At 69.4% G+C, this 15,800-nt stretch carries 13 protein-coding genes; 7 read left to right on the forward strand and 6 right to left on the reverse strand.

Annotated elements, in window-relative coordinates; all coding sequences use genetic code 11:
* The first annotated feature begins 33 nt into the window (after window positions 1–33).
* Window positions 34–1,128 (forward strand): phospho-N-acetylmuramoyl-pentapeptide-transferase, encoded by a 1,095-nt coding sequence (gene mraY / locus ACLNEE_RS12670; RefSeq protein WP_411422972.1) that lies wholly within the window; start codon window positions 34–36, stop codon window positions 1,126–1,128.
* A 24-nt stretch (window positions 1,129–1,152) separates the two neighbouring features.
* Window positions 1,153–1,404, forward strand: coding sequence for a hypothetical protein (locus tag ACLNEE_RS12675; protein WP_411422971.1), 252 nt, complete (start codon window positions 1,153–1,155; stop codon window positions 1,402–1,404).
* A gap of 31 nt (window positions 1,405–1,435) precedes the next feature.
* Here ACLNEE_RS12675 and ACLNEE_RS12680 read toward each other — a convergent pair whose 3' ends face one another.
* A complete protein-coding gene (locus tag ACLNEE_RS12680; RefSeq protein WP_411422970.1) occupies window positions 1,436–1,597 on the reverse strand; it encodes a hypothetical protein in 162 nt (53 codons plus the stop codon).
* 87 nt (window positions 1,598–1,684) lie between these two features.
* On the opposite strand from ACLNEE_RS12680, the gene purT reads away from it, so the two are divergent.
* Both purT and ACLNEE_RS12690 read left to right on the forward strand, forming a co-directional pair.
* Window positions 1,685–2,893: a formate-dependent phosphoribosylglycinamide formyltransferase gene (gene purT / locus ACLNEE_RS12685; RefSeq protein ID WP_411422969.1), complete on the forward strand. Its 1,209-nt coding sequence runs from the start codon at window positions 1,685–1,687 to the stop codon at window positions 2,891–2,893.
* Between the two features lie 51 nt (window positions 2,894–2,944).
* Window positions 2,945–3,997, forward strand: coding sequence for an LCP family protein (locus ACLNEE_RS12690; protein WP_411422968.1), 1,053 nt, complete (start codon window positions 2,945–2,947; stop codon window positions 3,995–3,997).
* A 4-nt stretch (window positions 3,998–4,001) separates the two neighbouring features.
* Here the strand turns inward: ACLNEE_RS12690 and ACLNEE_RS12695 are convergent, their stop codons facing one another.
* From ACLNEE_RS12695 to recN, 5 genes are all read right to left on the reverse strand, one after another.
* A complete protein-coding gene (locus ACLNEE_RS12695) occupies window positions 4,002–5,462 on the reverse strand; it encodes an alpha/beta fold hydrolase (protein WP_411422967.1) in 1,461 nt (486 codons plus the stop codon).
* A gap of 4 nt (window positions 5,463–5,466) precedes the next feature.
* On the reverse strand, window positions 5,467–5,826 hold the full coding sequence (locus ACLNEE_RS12700; protein WP_412007192.1) for a hypothetical protein: 360 nt from the start codon (window positions 5,824–5,826) through the stop codon (window positions 5,467–5,469).
* Window positions 5,827–5,969: 143 nt separating this feature from the next.
* Window positions 5,970–8,984: an excinuclease ABC subunit UvrA gene (gene uvrA, locus ACLNEE_RS12705; RefSeq protein ID WP_412007193.1), complete on the reverse strand. Its 3,015-nt coding sequence runs from the start codon at window positions 8,982–8,984 to the stop codon at window positions 5,970–5,972.
* A gap of 25 nt (window positions 8,985–9,009) precedes the next feature.
* Complete coding sequence (locus ACLNEE_RS12710; protein ID WP_411424284.1) at window positions 9,010–9,966, reverse strand: oxidoreductase; 957 nt, start codon at window positions 9,964–9,966, stop codon at window positions 9,010–9,012.
* Between the two features lie 45 nt (window positions 9,967–10,011).
* Window positions 10,012–11,739: a DNA repair protein RecN gene (recN, locus tag ACLNEE_RS12715; protein WP_411424283.1), complete on the reverse strand. Its 1,728-nt coding sequence runs from the start codon at window positions 11,737–11,739 to the stop codon at window positions 10,012–10,014.
* Window positions 11,740–11,805: 66 nt separating this feature from the next.
* On the opposite strand from recN, the gene ACLNEE_RS12720 reads away from it, so the two are divergent.
* Genes ACLNEE_RS12720 through thrC form a run of 3 tightly spaced genes read left to right on the forward strand, consistent with a single transcriptional unit; the run spans window position 11,806 to window position 15,643 of the window.
* Window positions 11,806–13,884: an ABC1 kinase family protein gene (locus ACLNEE_RS12720; RefSeq protein ID WP_411424282.1), complete on the forward strand. Its 2,079-nt coding sequence runs from the start codon at window positions 11,806–11,808 to the stop codon at window positions 13,882–13,884.
* A 32-nt stretch (window positions 13,885–13,916) separates the two neighbouring features.
* Window positions 13,917–14,507, forward strand: coding sequence for an alpha/beta hydrolase (locus tag ACLNEE_RS12725; protein ID WP_411424281.1), 591 nt, complete (start codon window positions 13,917–13,919; stop codon window positions 14,505–14,507).
* Between the two features lie 26 nt (window positions 14,508–14,533).
* Window positions 14,534–15,643, forward strand: coding sequence for a threonine synthase (thrC, locus tag ACLNEE_RS12730; protein ID WP_411424280.1), 1,110 nt, complete (start codon window positions 14,534–14,536; stop codon window positions 15,641–15,643).
* Window positions 15,644–15,800 lie beyond the last annotated feature (157 nt).

Consider the following 15,800-nt stretch of genomic DNA (forward strand, 5'->3'; position numbering starts at 1 on the left):
AAACTGGGCCCACCCCACCGGCCCACCCCCCTGTTGACCCGCTTCCCCTTCCCCTGGCCCAGCAACAGCCGCCAAGCGGCGCTGTTGCTGGGCTTGCTGCTGCTGGCGGCCTGCCTGGCCAGCGATCGGTTCATCGCCAACTCGATGCTCAGCTGGCCGTTCCTGGTCGCCACCCTGGTGGCGACCGCGGTCACCGGCTGGGGCGTGCCGCGGCTGCGTTCGCTCAAGCTCGGCCAGGTGATCCGGGAGGATGGGCCCCAGGCCCACCTCAGCAAGGCCGGTACCCCCACGATGGGCGGCCTGCTGGTGGTTCCGGTCGGCGTGATCGTGGGAGGGCTGGTCAGTCCGGCCGATCCCCGGCTGGTGGCTGTCGCCGCCATCACCCTGGCCTACATGGCGATCGGTGCCATCGACGACTGGCGCAGCCTGAGGCGGCACACCAACACCGGTCTGACTCCCCGGGGCAAGCTGCTGCTGCAGGCGGGTGCCGCCGTGCTGTTCCTGCTCTGGACCCACCAGGCCCAGGTCCTGGGGGTGGAGGAAGCCGGCACCGTGGCCCTGCCCCTGGGCTGGCTGCTGCCCCTGGGCCTGCTGATCTGGCCCCTGGCCCTGTTCGTCTTCCTGGCGGAGAGCAACGCCACCAACCTCACCGATGGCCTCGACGGTCTGGCGGCCGGCTGCGGCGCCGTGGTGTTCACCGGGCTGGGCCTGCAACTGATGCTGCGCGGCAACGAAGGCGACCCGGCCCTGGCCGGCTTCTGCGCGGCCATGGCGGGCTGCTGGCTGGGGTTCCTGGCCCACAACCGCCATCCGGCTCGGCTGTTCATGGGCGACACCGGTTCCCTGGCGATGGGGGCCGCCCTCAGTGCCGTCGCCCTGCTCTCCAACAGTTTCTGGCCCCTGCTGCTGATGGGCGGGGTGTTCCTGGCGGAATCCCTGTCGGTGATCCTGCAGGTGTGGGTGTTCAAGGCGACCAAGGGGAGCGACGGCCAGGGCCGCCGCCTGTTCCGGATGGCCCCGCTGCACCATCACTTCGAACTGGGCGGCCTGGGTGAGGAGCAGGTGGTGATCCGCTTCTGGGGCGTGAGCCTGCTACTGGTGGTGGTGGGGCTGGTGCTGCTCCCCTGATCCACCCACCCCCTCGTCTGCCCGATGGCCTACTTCACCTGGAAGGAAACCGGCCTCACGGCCGACTGCGCCAGCCTGGAGGCCATGGCCGCACGCTTCGAGGAGGCGGCCGCCCTGATGCGCCGCATGGCCGTGGAGGGCTTTGAGCTGGAACTGAGCTCCGAGGGTCAGCGGATCACCCATCCCGATCCGGCCGTCTTCGAGGCCTACGGCTTCGTGAGCGAGGAATCGCCGGTGCGTCAGCTGACCCTGCTGAGCGGCACGGAACCCGGTTGAGGCCCACGGGCGCCAACCCGGGTCAGCGGGCTCAGCGGCGGCGCAGATAACCCACCACCCACACCACCACGAAGGCCAGGGACGAGAGCCCCAGATAGATCAGGGCACCGTTCTGCAGGGTGGCGATGTCCCAGCCGAACAGCAGACCATCGGCGGCATCCCCTGCCGTGCTCCATCCGATCAGGCTGCCCATGGCTCCCGCCGCCGCAGGAGCTTCTCTAGCAGGTGTCCAGGCCGGTGGGGGGTGCGGCAGGATCGACGGCTCTGCCTCCGCCTGCCGATGACCAGCTCGTTTCCCCGCACGGTGATGCTGCTGGGCAGTGGGGAGTTGGGGAAGGAGGTGGCCATTGCGGCCCAGCGCCTGGGTTGCCGTGTGATCGCGGTGGACCGTTACGGCGGTGCTCCGGCGATGCAGGTGGCGGACCGGTCCGAGGTGCTGCCCATGACCGATCCGGAGGCCCTCAAGGCCGTGGTGCGGGCCCATCAGCCGGACCTGGTGATCCCGGAGATCGAGGCCCTGGCCGTCGACGCCCTCGCTGATCTCGAGGCCAAGGGCATCACCGTGATTCCCACGGCCCGGGCCACGGCAGTGACCATGAACCGTGACCGGATCCGGGATCTGGCCGCCACGACGCTCGGCCTGCGCACGGCCCGCTTCGCCTACGCGGAGAGCGCTGAGGCCCTCGCCGAGGCCGCCGCACCGCTGGGCTGGCCGGTGGTGGTCAAACCCGTGATGAGTTCCTCGGGCAAAGGTCAGTCGGTGGTGCGCGGCCCGGAGGACATCCAGGCCGCCTGGGACGCCGCCCAGGCGGGGGCCCGCGGCACCGGCACCCGCGTGATCGTCGAGGAGTTCCTGCACTTCGACCTGGAGATCACGCTCCTGACCGTGAGGCAGTGGGAGGGGCCCACCCTGTTCTGCCCTCCGATCGGCCACATCCAGGAACGGGGGGACTACCAGTGCAGCTGGCAGCCGGCCGCCCTGGACGCTGCCGCCCTGGACCAGGCCCAGGCGATGGCGCGGGCCGTCACCGATGAGCTCGGCGGAGCCGGCCTGTTCGGTGTGGAGTTCTTCCTCTGCCGCCGACCCGAGGGGACGGCAGCCGCCGGCCAGGGCGGCGCGCTGGAGGTGGTGTTCTCGGAGCTGTCGCCCCGCCCCCATGACACCGGGCTGGTCACGCTGATGGGCCAGAACCTGAGTGAATTCGAACTGCACCTCAGGGCCGTGCTCGGCCTGCCGATTCCGGCGATCCGCAGCGTGGGTCCCGCCGCCAGCCGGGTGATCCTGGCCGAGCAGAGCCTCGAGCAGGTGCGCTTCGAGGGGGTGGCCGAGGCCCTGGGCACACCGGACACCCAGGTGCTGCTCTTCGGCAAGCCTGACGCCCGCCCGCACCGGCGCATGGGGGTGGCGCTGGCGCGCGGCGCCGATGAAGCCCAGGCGCGGGCCCGGGCCGACGCGGCAGCCCGCCAGATCCGCGTAGTGGCCGGCTGACCCTGGTGCCGGCCGGGAACGGCCCTTAAGGTGCGCCGGTCAGGAGCCCCCATGACCCAGGCCCAACCGGTTCCGCCCCGTCGCAGCTCCCTGGGCCGTGCCGAACGGACGGCCCTGCGCGCGGCCCAGGCCCGGTCGGTGTCCGTTCTGGGCGGCCGGCACCAGCACCAGCCCGCGGAGCAGGCCCAGCGCACCCAGCGCCACGAGCTGCCGGCGCGCAGCCGCTCACGCGGCCTGCCCTGGCTGCCCTTCGCCCTGGGCATCGCCTGCGGCTATGGCCTGGCGGGGCCCCTCCCCCACCTGGTGGGCCACACCCTGGCGGGGATCGTCCGGGCGCCGCAGGAACGGTTGGCCGCCATCGTGAATCCCTTCGCCATGGGCCAGCGGCGGGTCCTGGTGATGGGCACCGACCGGGTCAGTGACAACACCGACGTGATGTTCACCGTGCAGGTGAAGGATGGCGCCACCCAGCTGCTCCAGGTGCCCCGGGACACCTTCGTGGAATCTGAGCAGCTCGGGGTGCTGAAAGCGAATGCCCTGTATGCCTTCGGCGGCGTGGACGCGGTGAAGGATGAGGTGGGCCGGCTGCTGAACACCCCGGTCGATCGCTACGTGCGGGTGAACCTGAGGGCCGTGGAGCGCCTGGCCGATGCCCTCGGCGGCGTCGAGGTCGACGTGCCCAAGCGGATGTACTACGTCGACAACGCCCAGGGGCTCTACATCGACCTCTACCCCGGCCCCCAGGTTCTCAAGGGTGAGGCCCTGGAAGGTTTCCTGCGCTTCCGCCACGACGAGATGGGTGATCTGGGACGGATGGAGCGCCAGAAACTGGTGCTCGCCCAGGTCTTCCGCAAGCTGATCCAGCCCAGCATGCTGGGCGAACTGCCGGGCCTGCTGAAGATCGCCGGTGATGACGTGCAGACCGACCTCTCACCGATCGAGATGGGCCAGCTGCTCTCGTCCATGGCCAACACCACCCTGAGTTCCTCCCAGGTGCCCGGCCGGCTGTACTGGCATAACGAACTCAGCTACTGGATGCCCGAAAGCAATCCCCACTTCGCCGCTAGCGAGGTTGACGAGGCCGCCGTGTCCAGCGCTCCCTGACGCCTCAGGGAGCTGCCACCAGGGGCAGCTCAGAGCTGCCCCAGCCCTGGGGGGCCAGCAGCGGCGGAGCCTGGAGCGAGGGCCTGCTGCGATCGCCGGCCGCAAAGGCGGTCTGAACCCAGGCCAGCAGCAGAGCCCGCAGGGGGCCGCCGTTCCCCCCCGCCGGACCGCGCAGATTGAAGTGGTCCCCACCCTTGGCCACGACCAGTTGATGACCCTGGGCGCTCGCCACGGTCTGCACCTGCATGGCCTCGGGATCGGGGGTGACCACCCAGTCGCGGCTGCCGCTCACCAGCAGGGCGCGGGCATGCATGGTCTGGAGCGAGCCGTAATCGAACAGGAGCCGCAGGGGGGTGCTGACCGCCGCCACCGCAAGCACCCGCTGATCCGCCAGGCCGGCACGGTCCGCCGAACCAAGGAAACTGCACTGCAACACCCAGCTGAGGTTGCGCTCGGGATCGGTGCGATCCCCACAGCGCTCGATCAGCCTTCGGGAACTCGGGGCGGTGCCGGCCAGCTGCAGGGCTGTCGTGGCTCCCCAGGAATGGCCGATCACCACCACCGAGCGTGCCTTGAGGGCATCGATCACCGCGGAGACATCCAGGGGCCGCAGGCGGAGCTCTTCGGGAGCGGGCGGTGAGGTCTCGCCGGAGAGCATGGCCCGCTGCTGGACGGCGTCGCTGCCGGGATGGAGGGGCAGCGCCACCCGGAAGCCATGGCTGGCCAGATGGGCGGCCCAGCCTTCGAAGCTCTCGGGGCTGTCCCAGAGACCGTGGGAGATGACCACAAGGCGGCCCTCCCCCTCCCCCTCAGGCTCCAGCATCACCACCTCGAGCGGGAGCGGGCGATGGCGGGTGGGCACCTCCATCACCCGCCGCCTGACCGGGCGCGGCCCCGGGGAACTCAGTGAGGGGCTCACCGAAACCGGCGGACGGCTGTCGACCAGGGCGGTGGCCAGCCGCTGTTGGGCGGCGATGCGCTGGAGGTCCATGAGCGCCCGGGGCAGATCGACGGTGACCGACTGGCCCGGGATGGCCCGCAGGACGGTGTAGAGGGTGAGTTCCCCCGTACGGCTGGCCGCATTCAGGACGACGTTGAGGTCCTGGCCGGTGGGATCGGGAGGCAGGCCCTGGACATGACCAAGGGCGGAGACCGCCAGAATCACCTGCTCCAGCAGGGGTGTCCCGACGGCCTGGCTGACCACCTGGCGGGTCTGCACCGGCAAGGGTTTGTCGAAGATCTCGCGCAGGTGCCGCCCCACCACACCGCGGCTGGCACGGTTCAGTTCCGCCAGATCGCTGGAGCCCTGCCAGAGCGTTTCCGGATTCTCCAGCTCACTGAGCCGCACGGTGAAATCGAAATCCAGCAGGGGCACCTGCAGGATGACGTCTTCAATGGCCCGCGCCGGTTTGGCCCCCAACAGCACGGGGAGGCAGACCAGGGAGGCGAGACGACGGCGCACCATCCGATCAGCAGGCGCCGAAGAGAGCAGTCTCGACCCGCTGAAACCAGCGGTAGGTCTCGTCGCAGCGCAGACCGCTGAGGGCAAGGGAAACGGTCTGGCGCACCGGATTGCAATCCACGGTGAGCGCCATGGCCAGTTTCTCGTGATCCACATGATAACTGGCGCTACGGCCGTCCTCCGCATACAGCGTCTCAGGATCGCGATTGAAACCGAGTTCCCGGGTGAGGCAGGCAATGCCGGTGAGGGAAGACACCAGATCAGCCGAGGACTGGATGGCGGTGGTGTAAACCCAGGGTGCGGGCTCCGGTGCATCCAGGGAGTCGAGAATGAAGCTGTTGGCCAGCGTCGTCACCAGGGTGCGCATGGTGGACCTGATCAACCCATCGTCGCCGCCAGGCTAGGTCCCAAGCACTGCCCATGGTGTTCCCAGCAGACAGCACCACTACGGATGGGACCACAGGAGCGCTCAGGGGTCAGCGGCAGCGAGCGGCATCGGCAGGCCCAGCCTCAGACAGCCAGCGGCAGGGGGGGATGCTGAGCCAGCACCTGCCGCAGGTAACGGCCCGTGTGACTGGTGGGATGCTCAGCCACCTCCTCGGGGGTGCCGCACACCACGATCTCGCCGCCCTTGTCTCCTCCTTCGGGGCCGAGGTCGACGATCCAGTCGGCGCAGCGGATCACATCGAGGTTGTGCTCGATCACCAGGATCGAGTTGCCCTTGTCCACAAGCCGCTGCATCACCTCCATGAGCTTGTGCACGTCATAGAAACTCAGACCGGTGGTGGGCTCGTCGATCAGATAGAGGGTCTTGCCGGTGGCCCGCTTGGAGAGTTCGGTGGCCAGCTTCACCCGCTGGGCTTCCCCTCCTGAGAGGGTGGGCGCGGGCTGGCCCAGCTTCACGTAGCCCAGACCCACATCCACCAGCGTGCGCAACCGATCGGCCGCCTGGGGAATCGCACTGAAGACGTCAGCGGCCTGCTCCACCGTCATCTCCAGCACATCGGCAATGGTGTGGCCCTTGTAGGTGACCTGCAGGGTCTCGCGGTTGTAGCGGGCCCCCTTGCAGACATCGCACTGCACATAGACATCGGGCAGGAAATTCATCTCGATGACGTTCACGCCCTGGCCACTGCAGGCCTCGCAGCGGCCACCCTTGACGTTGAAGCTGAACTGGCCCACCTGGTAGCCGCGGGCCTTGGCCTCCACCGTGGCGGCGAACACCTGACGGATGGGATCGAAGGCACCGGTGTAGGTGGCAGGGTTCGAGCGCGGGGTGCGGCCGATCGGGCTCTGGTCGATGACGATCACCTTGTCGATCGCCTTGATGCCCTTGAGTTCGCCCAGGCCGGCCGGGAAGGGGACCTTCATCCCCAGTCTGTGCTCCAGGGCCGGGTGGAGCAGTTCGTTGACCAGGGTGCTCTTGCCGCTGCCGCTCACACCGGTGACACAGACCAGGCGCCCAAGCGGGAAGGAGACATCGAACCCGGCGAGGTTGTTGCGCTCACAGCCCACCAGGCTGATCGCCCGGGAACCACTGGAGCGCCGCTCCGGCGGCGTGGGGATGGCCCGCCGGCCGCTGAGGTAGGCGCCCGTCAGGGACTCGGGCTCATTCAGCAGCGACTGCAGGCCTCCCTCCGCGACGATGTGGCCGCCATGGACACCCGCCCCCGGACCGATGTCGACGATGTGGTCGGCGGCGCGGATCGTGTCCTCGTCGTGCTCCACCACGATCAGCGTGTTGCCCAGATCGCGGAGCTTCAGCAGGGTGGCGAGCAGACGGTCGTTGTCCCGCTGGTGCAGGCCGATGCTGGGCTCATCCAGCACGTACAGCACGCCGGTGAGGCCCGCCCCGATCTGGGTGGCAAGACGGATGCGCTGGGCCTCACCACCGGAGAGAGTCATGGCGGGGCGATCGAGGCTGAGGTAATCGAGCCCCACATCCAGCAGGAATTTCAGCCGCATGCGGATCTCCCGCAGCACCAGTTCGCCGATCTGGATCTGGCGAGGGGTCAGCAGGGGCTCTGCCCCTTCGCTCTCCCCCACCCCCATCAGCTCCTCGATCCGGCGCAGGCTCTCCGCCACGCTGCTGCCGGTCAGCTCATGGATGCGGAAGGGACCCACCCGCACCGCCAGGGCCTCGGGCTTGAGCCGCAGCCCCTGGCAGCTGGAACAGGGCACCAGCTCCAGAAACTTCTCGAGCTTCTGACGCACCGACTCCCCGCTGGCATCGCGCAGCTGCCGCTCCAGGATGGGCAGGATCCCCTCGAAGGGCCGCACGTAGGTCTGGGCCTTGCGGTAGCGGCTGTCGGCCTGGATGGCGATGGGTTCGCTCGAGCCGTTGAGCAGGACCTGCTGCTGCTCGGCCGTGAGCTCCTTCCAGGGCGTCTTGATCTCGAAGCCGAAGGCCTCCCCGACGGAGTACAGCAGGGAGAAGTAATAGGCGTTGTCCTTCTCCGCCCAGGGGGCCACGGCCGCGTAGACGGGCAGGGAGGGATCCGGAACCACCCGCTCGGTGGTGAAGCGGCGCAGATGGCCGATGCCGTGGCAGTCGGCACAGGCGCCGTAGGGGCTGTTGAAGGAGAACAGCCGCGGCGAGAGTTCCTCCATCACGGCCCCGTGGACCGGGCAGGCGAAGTTCTCGGAATAGAGCCGTTCCTGCTCGAGGCCCTCCGGCAGGGCCTCGCCGGTCTTGGGAACCACCTCCACCAGGGCCAGCCCATCCCCCCGTTTGAGGGCGGTCCGGAGCGAATCGGTCAGCCGCTCCTGGATCCCCTCCCGGGCGATCAGCCGGTCCACCACCACTTCGATGTTGTGGGCGTGGTTCTTGTCCAGCTCGATGTTGTCGGCCAGCTCGCGCACCTCGCCGTTGATCCGCACCCGGGCGAAGCCCTCGGCCACCAGGCCGCCCAGCAGCTTCACGTGGGTGCCCTTCTTGCCGCGCACCACCGGGGCCAGCAGCTGGTAGCGGGTACCCTCCGCCAGCTGCATGATCTGGTCGACCATCTCATCGATCGACTGGGGCCTGATCGAGCGGTCGCATTCCGGGCAGTGGGGCTCCCCGGCGCGGCCGAACAGCAGGCGCAGGTAGTCCTGGATCTCCGTGACGGTGCCCACCGTGGAGCGCGGGTTGTGACTGGTGGATTTCTGATCGATCGAGATGGCGGGCGAGAGCCCCTCGATCGCATCCACATCGGGCTTGTCGACCTGGCCGAGGAACTGACGCGCGTAGGCCGACAGACTCTCGACGTAGCGGCGCTGACCCTCGGCGAAGATCGTGTCGAAGGCCAGGGAGCTCTTGCCGCTGCCGCTGACCCCGGTGAACACCACCAGGCGGTTGCGCGGAATGGTGAGATCGATGTTCTTGAGGTTGTGCTGGCGGGCCCCGCGCACCCGGATCACATCCTCGAGCGAACCGCCGTTCAGGGTCTGGAGCGCGGCCCTGTCATGGGCCTTCTCATGGACCGTCCGGGCCAGGGATCCGGCGGCGCCCCCGGTGGCGGCAGGGCTCTTGGCGCGGGGCATCCAGCCGTCACGAGAACGGTGGATTCTAGGGGCGGGGGCTGGGGGCCAGGGACTCCGACCAGCCAGGACAGGCCCGGTCACACAGCTCGGAACTGAGCTGCCAGAGACGCTGCCGCTGGCCAGCCTCCAGGGCTGCCGGAGCCACGCGCACCGGCGTGGGCCAGCCGCGCATGCCCCCCCACTGGTCCGGACCGTAGTGGCCGGCGGGGGTGACCTCAGGTGCCGTCGCCGCAAACAGCTGGGGAAGGGCGCCCATGGCGGCGCTCTGGAAGAGGGGCGCCATCAAGCGGTAGGCAAGCGGCTCGAGCCAGGAGCCGCTGGCGGCCACCGAGGCTGGCTGCAGATTGGTGCGGGCCACCCCCGGATGGGCCGCCAGGGAGAGCACGCTGGCACCGTCCGCTTCGAGCCGCCGCTGCAGCTCGATCGCGAACATCACGTTGGCCAGCTTGCTCTGGCCATAGGCCTTCCAGCGGTCGTAGCGGCGTTCCCCCTGCAGATCGTCGAAGTCGATCCGGCCGAAGTACTGGGCGCCGGAAGTCACCGTGACGATCCGGGCGTCGGGGCGACCCCGCAGCACGGGCAGCAGGGCGAGGGTGAGCGCGAAGTGACCGAGATGGTTGATGCCGAACTGCCGCTCGAACCCCTGGCGCGTCAGGGAGCGGGGGAGCCCCATCACCCCGGCGTTGTTGATCAGCAGATCGAGGCGGCCGTAGCGCTCCGCCACCTGACGGGCCGCCGTGACCACCGTGGTCAGATCGGCAAGGTCGAGGTCGAGAAGATCCAGGGCGCCACCGCAGGCCGCGGCGGGCAGCAGCTCCTCGCGGGCCCGCTCGGCCCTGGGGCGGGAGCGGCAGGCCAGGATCACCGTGGCTCCCCTGGCCACCAGGGCCCGGGCCGTCTCGAGGCCGAGACCACTGCTGGCGCCGGTGACCAGGGCGAGACGACCCGACTGATCGGGGATGGCGGTGGCGGTCCAGGGCATGGCGACCCGACGGTCAGCGGCGCTTCAATGTAACGGTTTATAAATCTATGGGGCTGGATGCGCCTCGGGGCTGGTAGCTCCCCTGCCCAGCAGGCTGGCGGCGTAGCTGCGAGCCTCCTGGTGATCCCCCCCGGCCAGCTCCGCCAGCTCCACCTGGCGGGCGCGGGTGTCCCGCAGTTGGGACACCCGCGTGTGGGTGACCCCCTCCACGACCTGCTTGGCCACCCGGAAGTGGTGGTCGGCGGCGGCCGCCACGAGCGGCTGGTGGGTGATGCAGAACACCTGGCGCTGGCGGGCGAGCCGCTGCAGCAGCGCCGCCATGGCGCCGCTCACCCGGCCACTCACCCCGGCATCGATCTCATCGAACAGCAGGGTCACGTGGGAATCAGCCGCCGCCAGGCAGGTCTTGAAGGCCAGCAGGAAGCGGCTCATCTCCCCCCCGGAGGCCACCTCCGCCAGCGGCGCCAGGGCGTGGCCCGGATTGGCCGAGAACAGGAACTGCACCGCGTCCGCCCCCTCCTCCCCGGGACCGGACGGCTCGATCGCCACCGCGAAGCGCACGTTGGCGAGCCCCATGGGCCGCAGGGCCTCCATCAGCTGCCCCTCCAGCCAGGCGGCGGCTTCGTGGCGGCACTGGCTCAGCTGCGCATTGGCCTGATCGCGGCAGCGGCGGGCCTGGCACTCCCGCTGCTCCAGCACCTCCAGGGAGACCCCTGCGCCACCGCTGTGGAGCTCGTCCCGCAGCCGATCCCGCAGGTCGATGAGGCCAGCCAGATCCTGGCCATGGCGCCGCTGCAGCGCCCTGAGCTGCTGCAGCCGCTCCTGCAGGGCCGCGAGGCTCTCCGGATCGCTCTCCAGGCAGGCGCCATAGCGGTCCAGATCGCGGGCCAGATCCTGCACCAGCTGGTGCACCTCCACCGCCCGGCCGTGCAGCTCGGCCAGGGAACCATCGCACTGCTCCATCGCCTGCCATTCCGCTTCGCAGGCCGCCAGGTGGTCCAGCACCGAGGGAGCACCCTCAGCCCCCTCCACCAGCCGGCCCAGCAAGGTCATCACCCCCTCCTGGAGGCGGACACCGTGGGCCAGCCGATCCTGCTCCTGCTGCAGGTGCAGAGCCTCCTGGGGATCCTCCAGAGCGGCGGAGTCCAGATCGGCGAGCAGGGCCTCCCGGCTGGCGCGTTCGGCCTGAAGCTGCTGCCAAGCCGCCCGGGCCTGGTCCAGCGCCGCGGCGGCCGTCTTCCAGTCGCTCCAGGCCACGCCGACCTGGCCGAGGGCCTGCTGCAACGGCGCCCCCCCACAACGATCCAGCCAGCGGCGCTGCTGGCCGGCCCGGGCGAGTTGCTGGGTCTGACCCTGCACGGTGAGGTCCACCAGCAGAGGGCGCAGCGCCTGCACCTGGGAGCGGTTGATGGTCACCCCGTTGAGACGGTTGCGGCTGGAGAGGCGTCCGTCGCTCCATCGCCACTCACGGGCCAGCACCACCTCGCCCTCCTCGGCCGGCAGCTCCTCGGCCTCCAGCCAGCGGAGCAAGGGTGGGGAGAGGCTGAAGCAGGCCTCGATCACCCCCCGGCTCGCCCCCTGGCGCAGCAGGCGGGAGGCCCCGGCACCCTGGGCCCCGCCCAGCAGGGCATCGAGGGCATCGAGAAGGATGGACTTCCCGGCACCGGTCTCGCCGGTGAGCACCGTGAAGCCTGCGCTGAACGTGAGCTCCAGGCGCTCGATCAGGGCGATGTTCTCCAGGCGCAGGGCCGTGAGCACGCAGCCTCCGGTCATCGCGCCGACCGTAGCGGCTGCGTCTTTGCTTTAGAAGGGGACTCCGACCAACGGCAGAGCGCGGCCATGGTGAGCAGCCGTACCGAGTCAGCACCCCCCACGGCCCTGGAACTGGCCGCGGCGGCCATGCAGCAGGCCGTGCATGGCGATGGGACCCATGACGAAGCGGTTTATGACGAAGCGGTTCCGGACCAGGCGGTGCCGGACCAGCCCGAGCCGGAGCCTGCCTCCGGCCAGCAGGCCGACCTGCAGGCCAGCACCGATCTGAGCGACTTCATCGAGGCGGCCGGCCTGCTGGCGTACGACCCCGTCGCCATCAGCCGGATCTACGCCGGCCATCCCCAGCGGCTGATCCGCCGCCTGTGGCAGACCCTGGTGCCGATCGGCCTCTACCTGACGGGTGTGGGGTTCGACTGGCTGACCGGCCGCCTCAACCTGCGCTCCCGGGTCCAGGCCAGGGCACGGGAGGCCGCCGAGCTCGTCGCCTCGCTGGGACCGGCCTTCATCAAGGCGGGACAGGCGCTCTCCACCCGGCCCGACATCGTGCCTCCCCTGCTGCTCGAGGAACTGGCCCAGCTGCAGGATCAGCTGCCGGGTTTCGATCCAGGCCTGGCGATGGCCTGCATCGAGGAGGACCTCGGAGCACCGGTGAGCACGGTCTACGCCCAGCTCGAACGGAACCCGATCTCGGCCGCCTCGCTGGGCCAGGTGCATCGGGGCGTGCTGCATGGCGGGCAGCGGGTGGCGGTGAAGGTGCAGCGCCCGGGTCTGCGGGAGCAGATCACCCTGGATCTCTACATCGTGCGCAACATCGCGGCCTGGCTCAACCGCAACGTCGGGGTGATCCGCAGCGATCTGGTGGCCCTGATCGATGAGCTGGGCAAACGGGTGTTCGAGGAGATGGATTACTGCAACGAAGCGAGCAACGCCGAACGGTTCGCCGTTCTGCACGGCCACAACCCCCGCATCGCCGTTCCCCGCATCTACCGCGAAGCCACCAGCCGCCGGGTGCTGACGATGGAGTGGATGGAGGGGGTGAAGCTCACCAACCTCGAAGCCGTGCGGTCCATCGGGGTGGATCCGGACGACATGGTGGAGGTGGGCGTGAACTGCAGCCTGCAGCAGCTGCTGGAGCACGGTTTCTTCCACGCCGACCCCCATCCCGGCAACCTGCTGGCCCTGCCGGACGGGCGGCTGGCCTACCTCGATTTCGGCATGATGAGCGAGGTCAGCCGTGAGGCGCGAACCGGGCTGATCCAGGCCGTTGTCCACCTGGTCAACCGCAACTTCGATCAGCTGTCCAAGGACTTCGTCACCCTGGGATTCCTGGCGGAGGACGTGGACCTCAAGCCGATCGTGCCGGCCTTCGAGAGTGTGTTCGGCCAGGCCCTGGAAATGGGGGTGAGCCGGATGGACTTCAAGGCGGTCACCGACGATCTCTCGGGGGTGATGTACCGCTTCCCGTTCCGGGTTCCCCCCTACTACGCCCTGATCATCCGCTCCCTGGTGACCCTGGAGGGCATCGCCCTGAGCGTCGATCCGGACTTCAAGATTCTCGGTGCCGCCTATCCCTACTTCGCCCGGCGGCTGATGGAGGACCCGGATCCCAGCCTGCGCGAAAGCCTCAGGGAGATGCTGTTCGATGGGGAGATCTTCCGCTGGCAGCGGCTGGACAACCTCATCGCCAGTGCCTCGCGGGGAGCCAGCCTCGACCTCGATGGGCTGCTCGATCAGGTGCTGGATTTCCTCTTCTCTCCCCGGGGAGGCCTGCTGCGCCAGCAGCTGGTCGACGCCCTCGTGCAGCAGCTCGACGGTCTGGCCTGGCAGACCACCCTGCGGCTGGGCCAACGCCTGCCCACCAGACTCCAGCCCCCCGGCCTGCGCCGGCGGCGTCCGATCGAGACCGCCGACCCGCTGCTGGATCTCGAACCGGTGCGTGAGCTGATGGCCATCCTCCAGGCCCTGCCGGGCTTTGAGCCCAAGTTGCTGCTCAAGCGGTTGCCCCGGGTGCTGGGCGAGCCGGAGCTGCGTCGGATGGGGCGCGATCTGGCCCGCGGACTCGCCGAACGGGGGGTGGTACGCCTGCTGCGGGATGTGCTGGTCGACCCCGGGCTGCGCCGTTCTCCCCCCCTGGCCTCGGCCTGAAAAACTCCTAGGGTGAGGCGATGCCATCACGCATGAAACGCCTCAGGTTGCTGGCCGCCCTGCTGGGGCTGGGGATGAGCCTGGGATCGCCGGCCGCCTACGCCGCCGAGAACCTGGTCTTCGTGAGCGGAGCGTTCCGCCGGTCGATCACCGTCGCCGATGTCACCCACCTGGCCCAGACCGGCGAATCCCGCGGTCTGCTCACCGACGTGCTCCGCTTCAGCAGTCAGGACCCCGCACAGGTCTCCAAGCTGCTGAACCAGTCCCTGGCCCTCCCGGTGTCCCTGGTCAGCCGGCTGCTCAACACCCGCATCGGCGAGGCCCTGCTGCAGCGCCTGTCCCAGGTGGTCTACCCGCTCAAGGCCCCCAGCCAGGGCATTCCCGCGCTGCGCTCGGCCCTGGTGATGGGTCTGGTCAACGGCAACGGCTCCATTTCCGCCATTTCCTTCCTTGAGGCCTACCCGACCCAGGAGCTCGAAGTGAACATCCCGGCCCTGCTGGGCATCATGCGCAAGGCCGGTTCGATCGTGGAACTGGTGCGCTTCTTCTCCGAATCGCCGCTGGATGGCCTGCGTGGCAATGCCGCGGAGGCCAATCCGACCGCGCCGTCTGCCGAGCCGTAGATTCGGCCGAGACCTCCCCTGACGCCTTGGCCCTGCTCCAATCGCTGCGTCGGCTGGGCCTGGGGCCGACACCCACCCTGCAGGACTGGCCGGGGCTGATCGAGGCCTACCGGGCGTGGCTGCCGGTGAATGAGCGCACGCCGGTGATCACCCTCCGCGAGGGGGCCACCCCACTGATCCCCGCCCCGGCGATCGCCAGCCGGATCGGCAAGGGGGTGAAGGTGCACCTGAAATACGACGGCCTGAACCCCACCGGCTCCTTCAAGGACCGTGGCATGACCATGGCCATCTCCAAGGCCCGTGAAGCGGGCTCGGAGGCCGTGATCTGCGCCAGCACCGGCAACACCTCCGCCGCCGCCGCCGCCTATGCCCGGCGGGGAGGCATGCGGGCCTTCGTGCTGATTCCCGATGGGTACGTGGCCCAGGGAAAGCTGGCCCAGGCCCTGCTCTACGGCGCCGAGGTGATCGCGATCCAGGGCAATTTCGATCGGGCCCTCGCCATCGTCCAGGAGGTCGCCGACCAGTACCCGGTCACCCTGGTCAATTCCGTCAACCCCTACCGGCTGGAGGGTCAGAAGACGGCTGCCTTCGAGGTGGTGGATGCGCTGGGCGTGGCCCCGGACTGGCTCTGCATCCCGGTCGGCAATGCCGGCAACATCAGCGCCTACTGGATGGGGTTCAACGAGTACCGCCAGGCCGGCCACTGCCGCACCGTCCCCCGCATGATGGGCTTTCAGGCCGCTGGATCAGCTCCGCTGGTCCTGGGCCACACGGTGGAGCAGCCGGACACCATCGCCACGGCGATCCGGATCGGCAACCCGGTGAACCGCGACAAAGCCCTGAAGGTGAGGGCCGAGAGTGGCGGCGATTTCATGGCCGTGACCGACGCCGAGATCATCGAGGCCTACAAGCTGCTCGGCAGCGAGGAGGGCGTGTTCTGTGAACCGGCCAGCGCGGCCTCGGTCGCCGGGCTGCTGAAGCGGCGCGACGAGGTGCCGCCGGGTTCCACCGTGGTCTGCGTGCTCACCGGCAACGGCCTGAAGGATCCCACCACCGCCATCGAACACAACGATGCCCGCTTCCACACCGGCCTGGAGGCCGATACGGCCAAGGTCGCCGAGGTGATGGGCTTCTGAGCGCCTCCCCAGGCCTCCGCTCGGGGGGCTTTGTCATGGCCGGCTGAGGGGGCGGTGGGGGTGCCGGCGGGGGTGCCGGCGGGCAGCTGATGCTGCCGCAGGACGGCATCCGCTGCCGGAAGTGTCTGTCCAGGACCTGGGGAAGAAGGCACCGGAT

This window comes from Aphanothece stagnina RSMan2012 (assembly GCF_046764815.1).
Classification (GTDB): Bacteria; Cyanobacteriota; Cyanobacteriia; order PCC-6307; family Cyanobiaceae; genus NIES-981.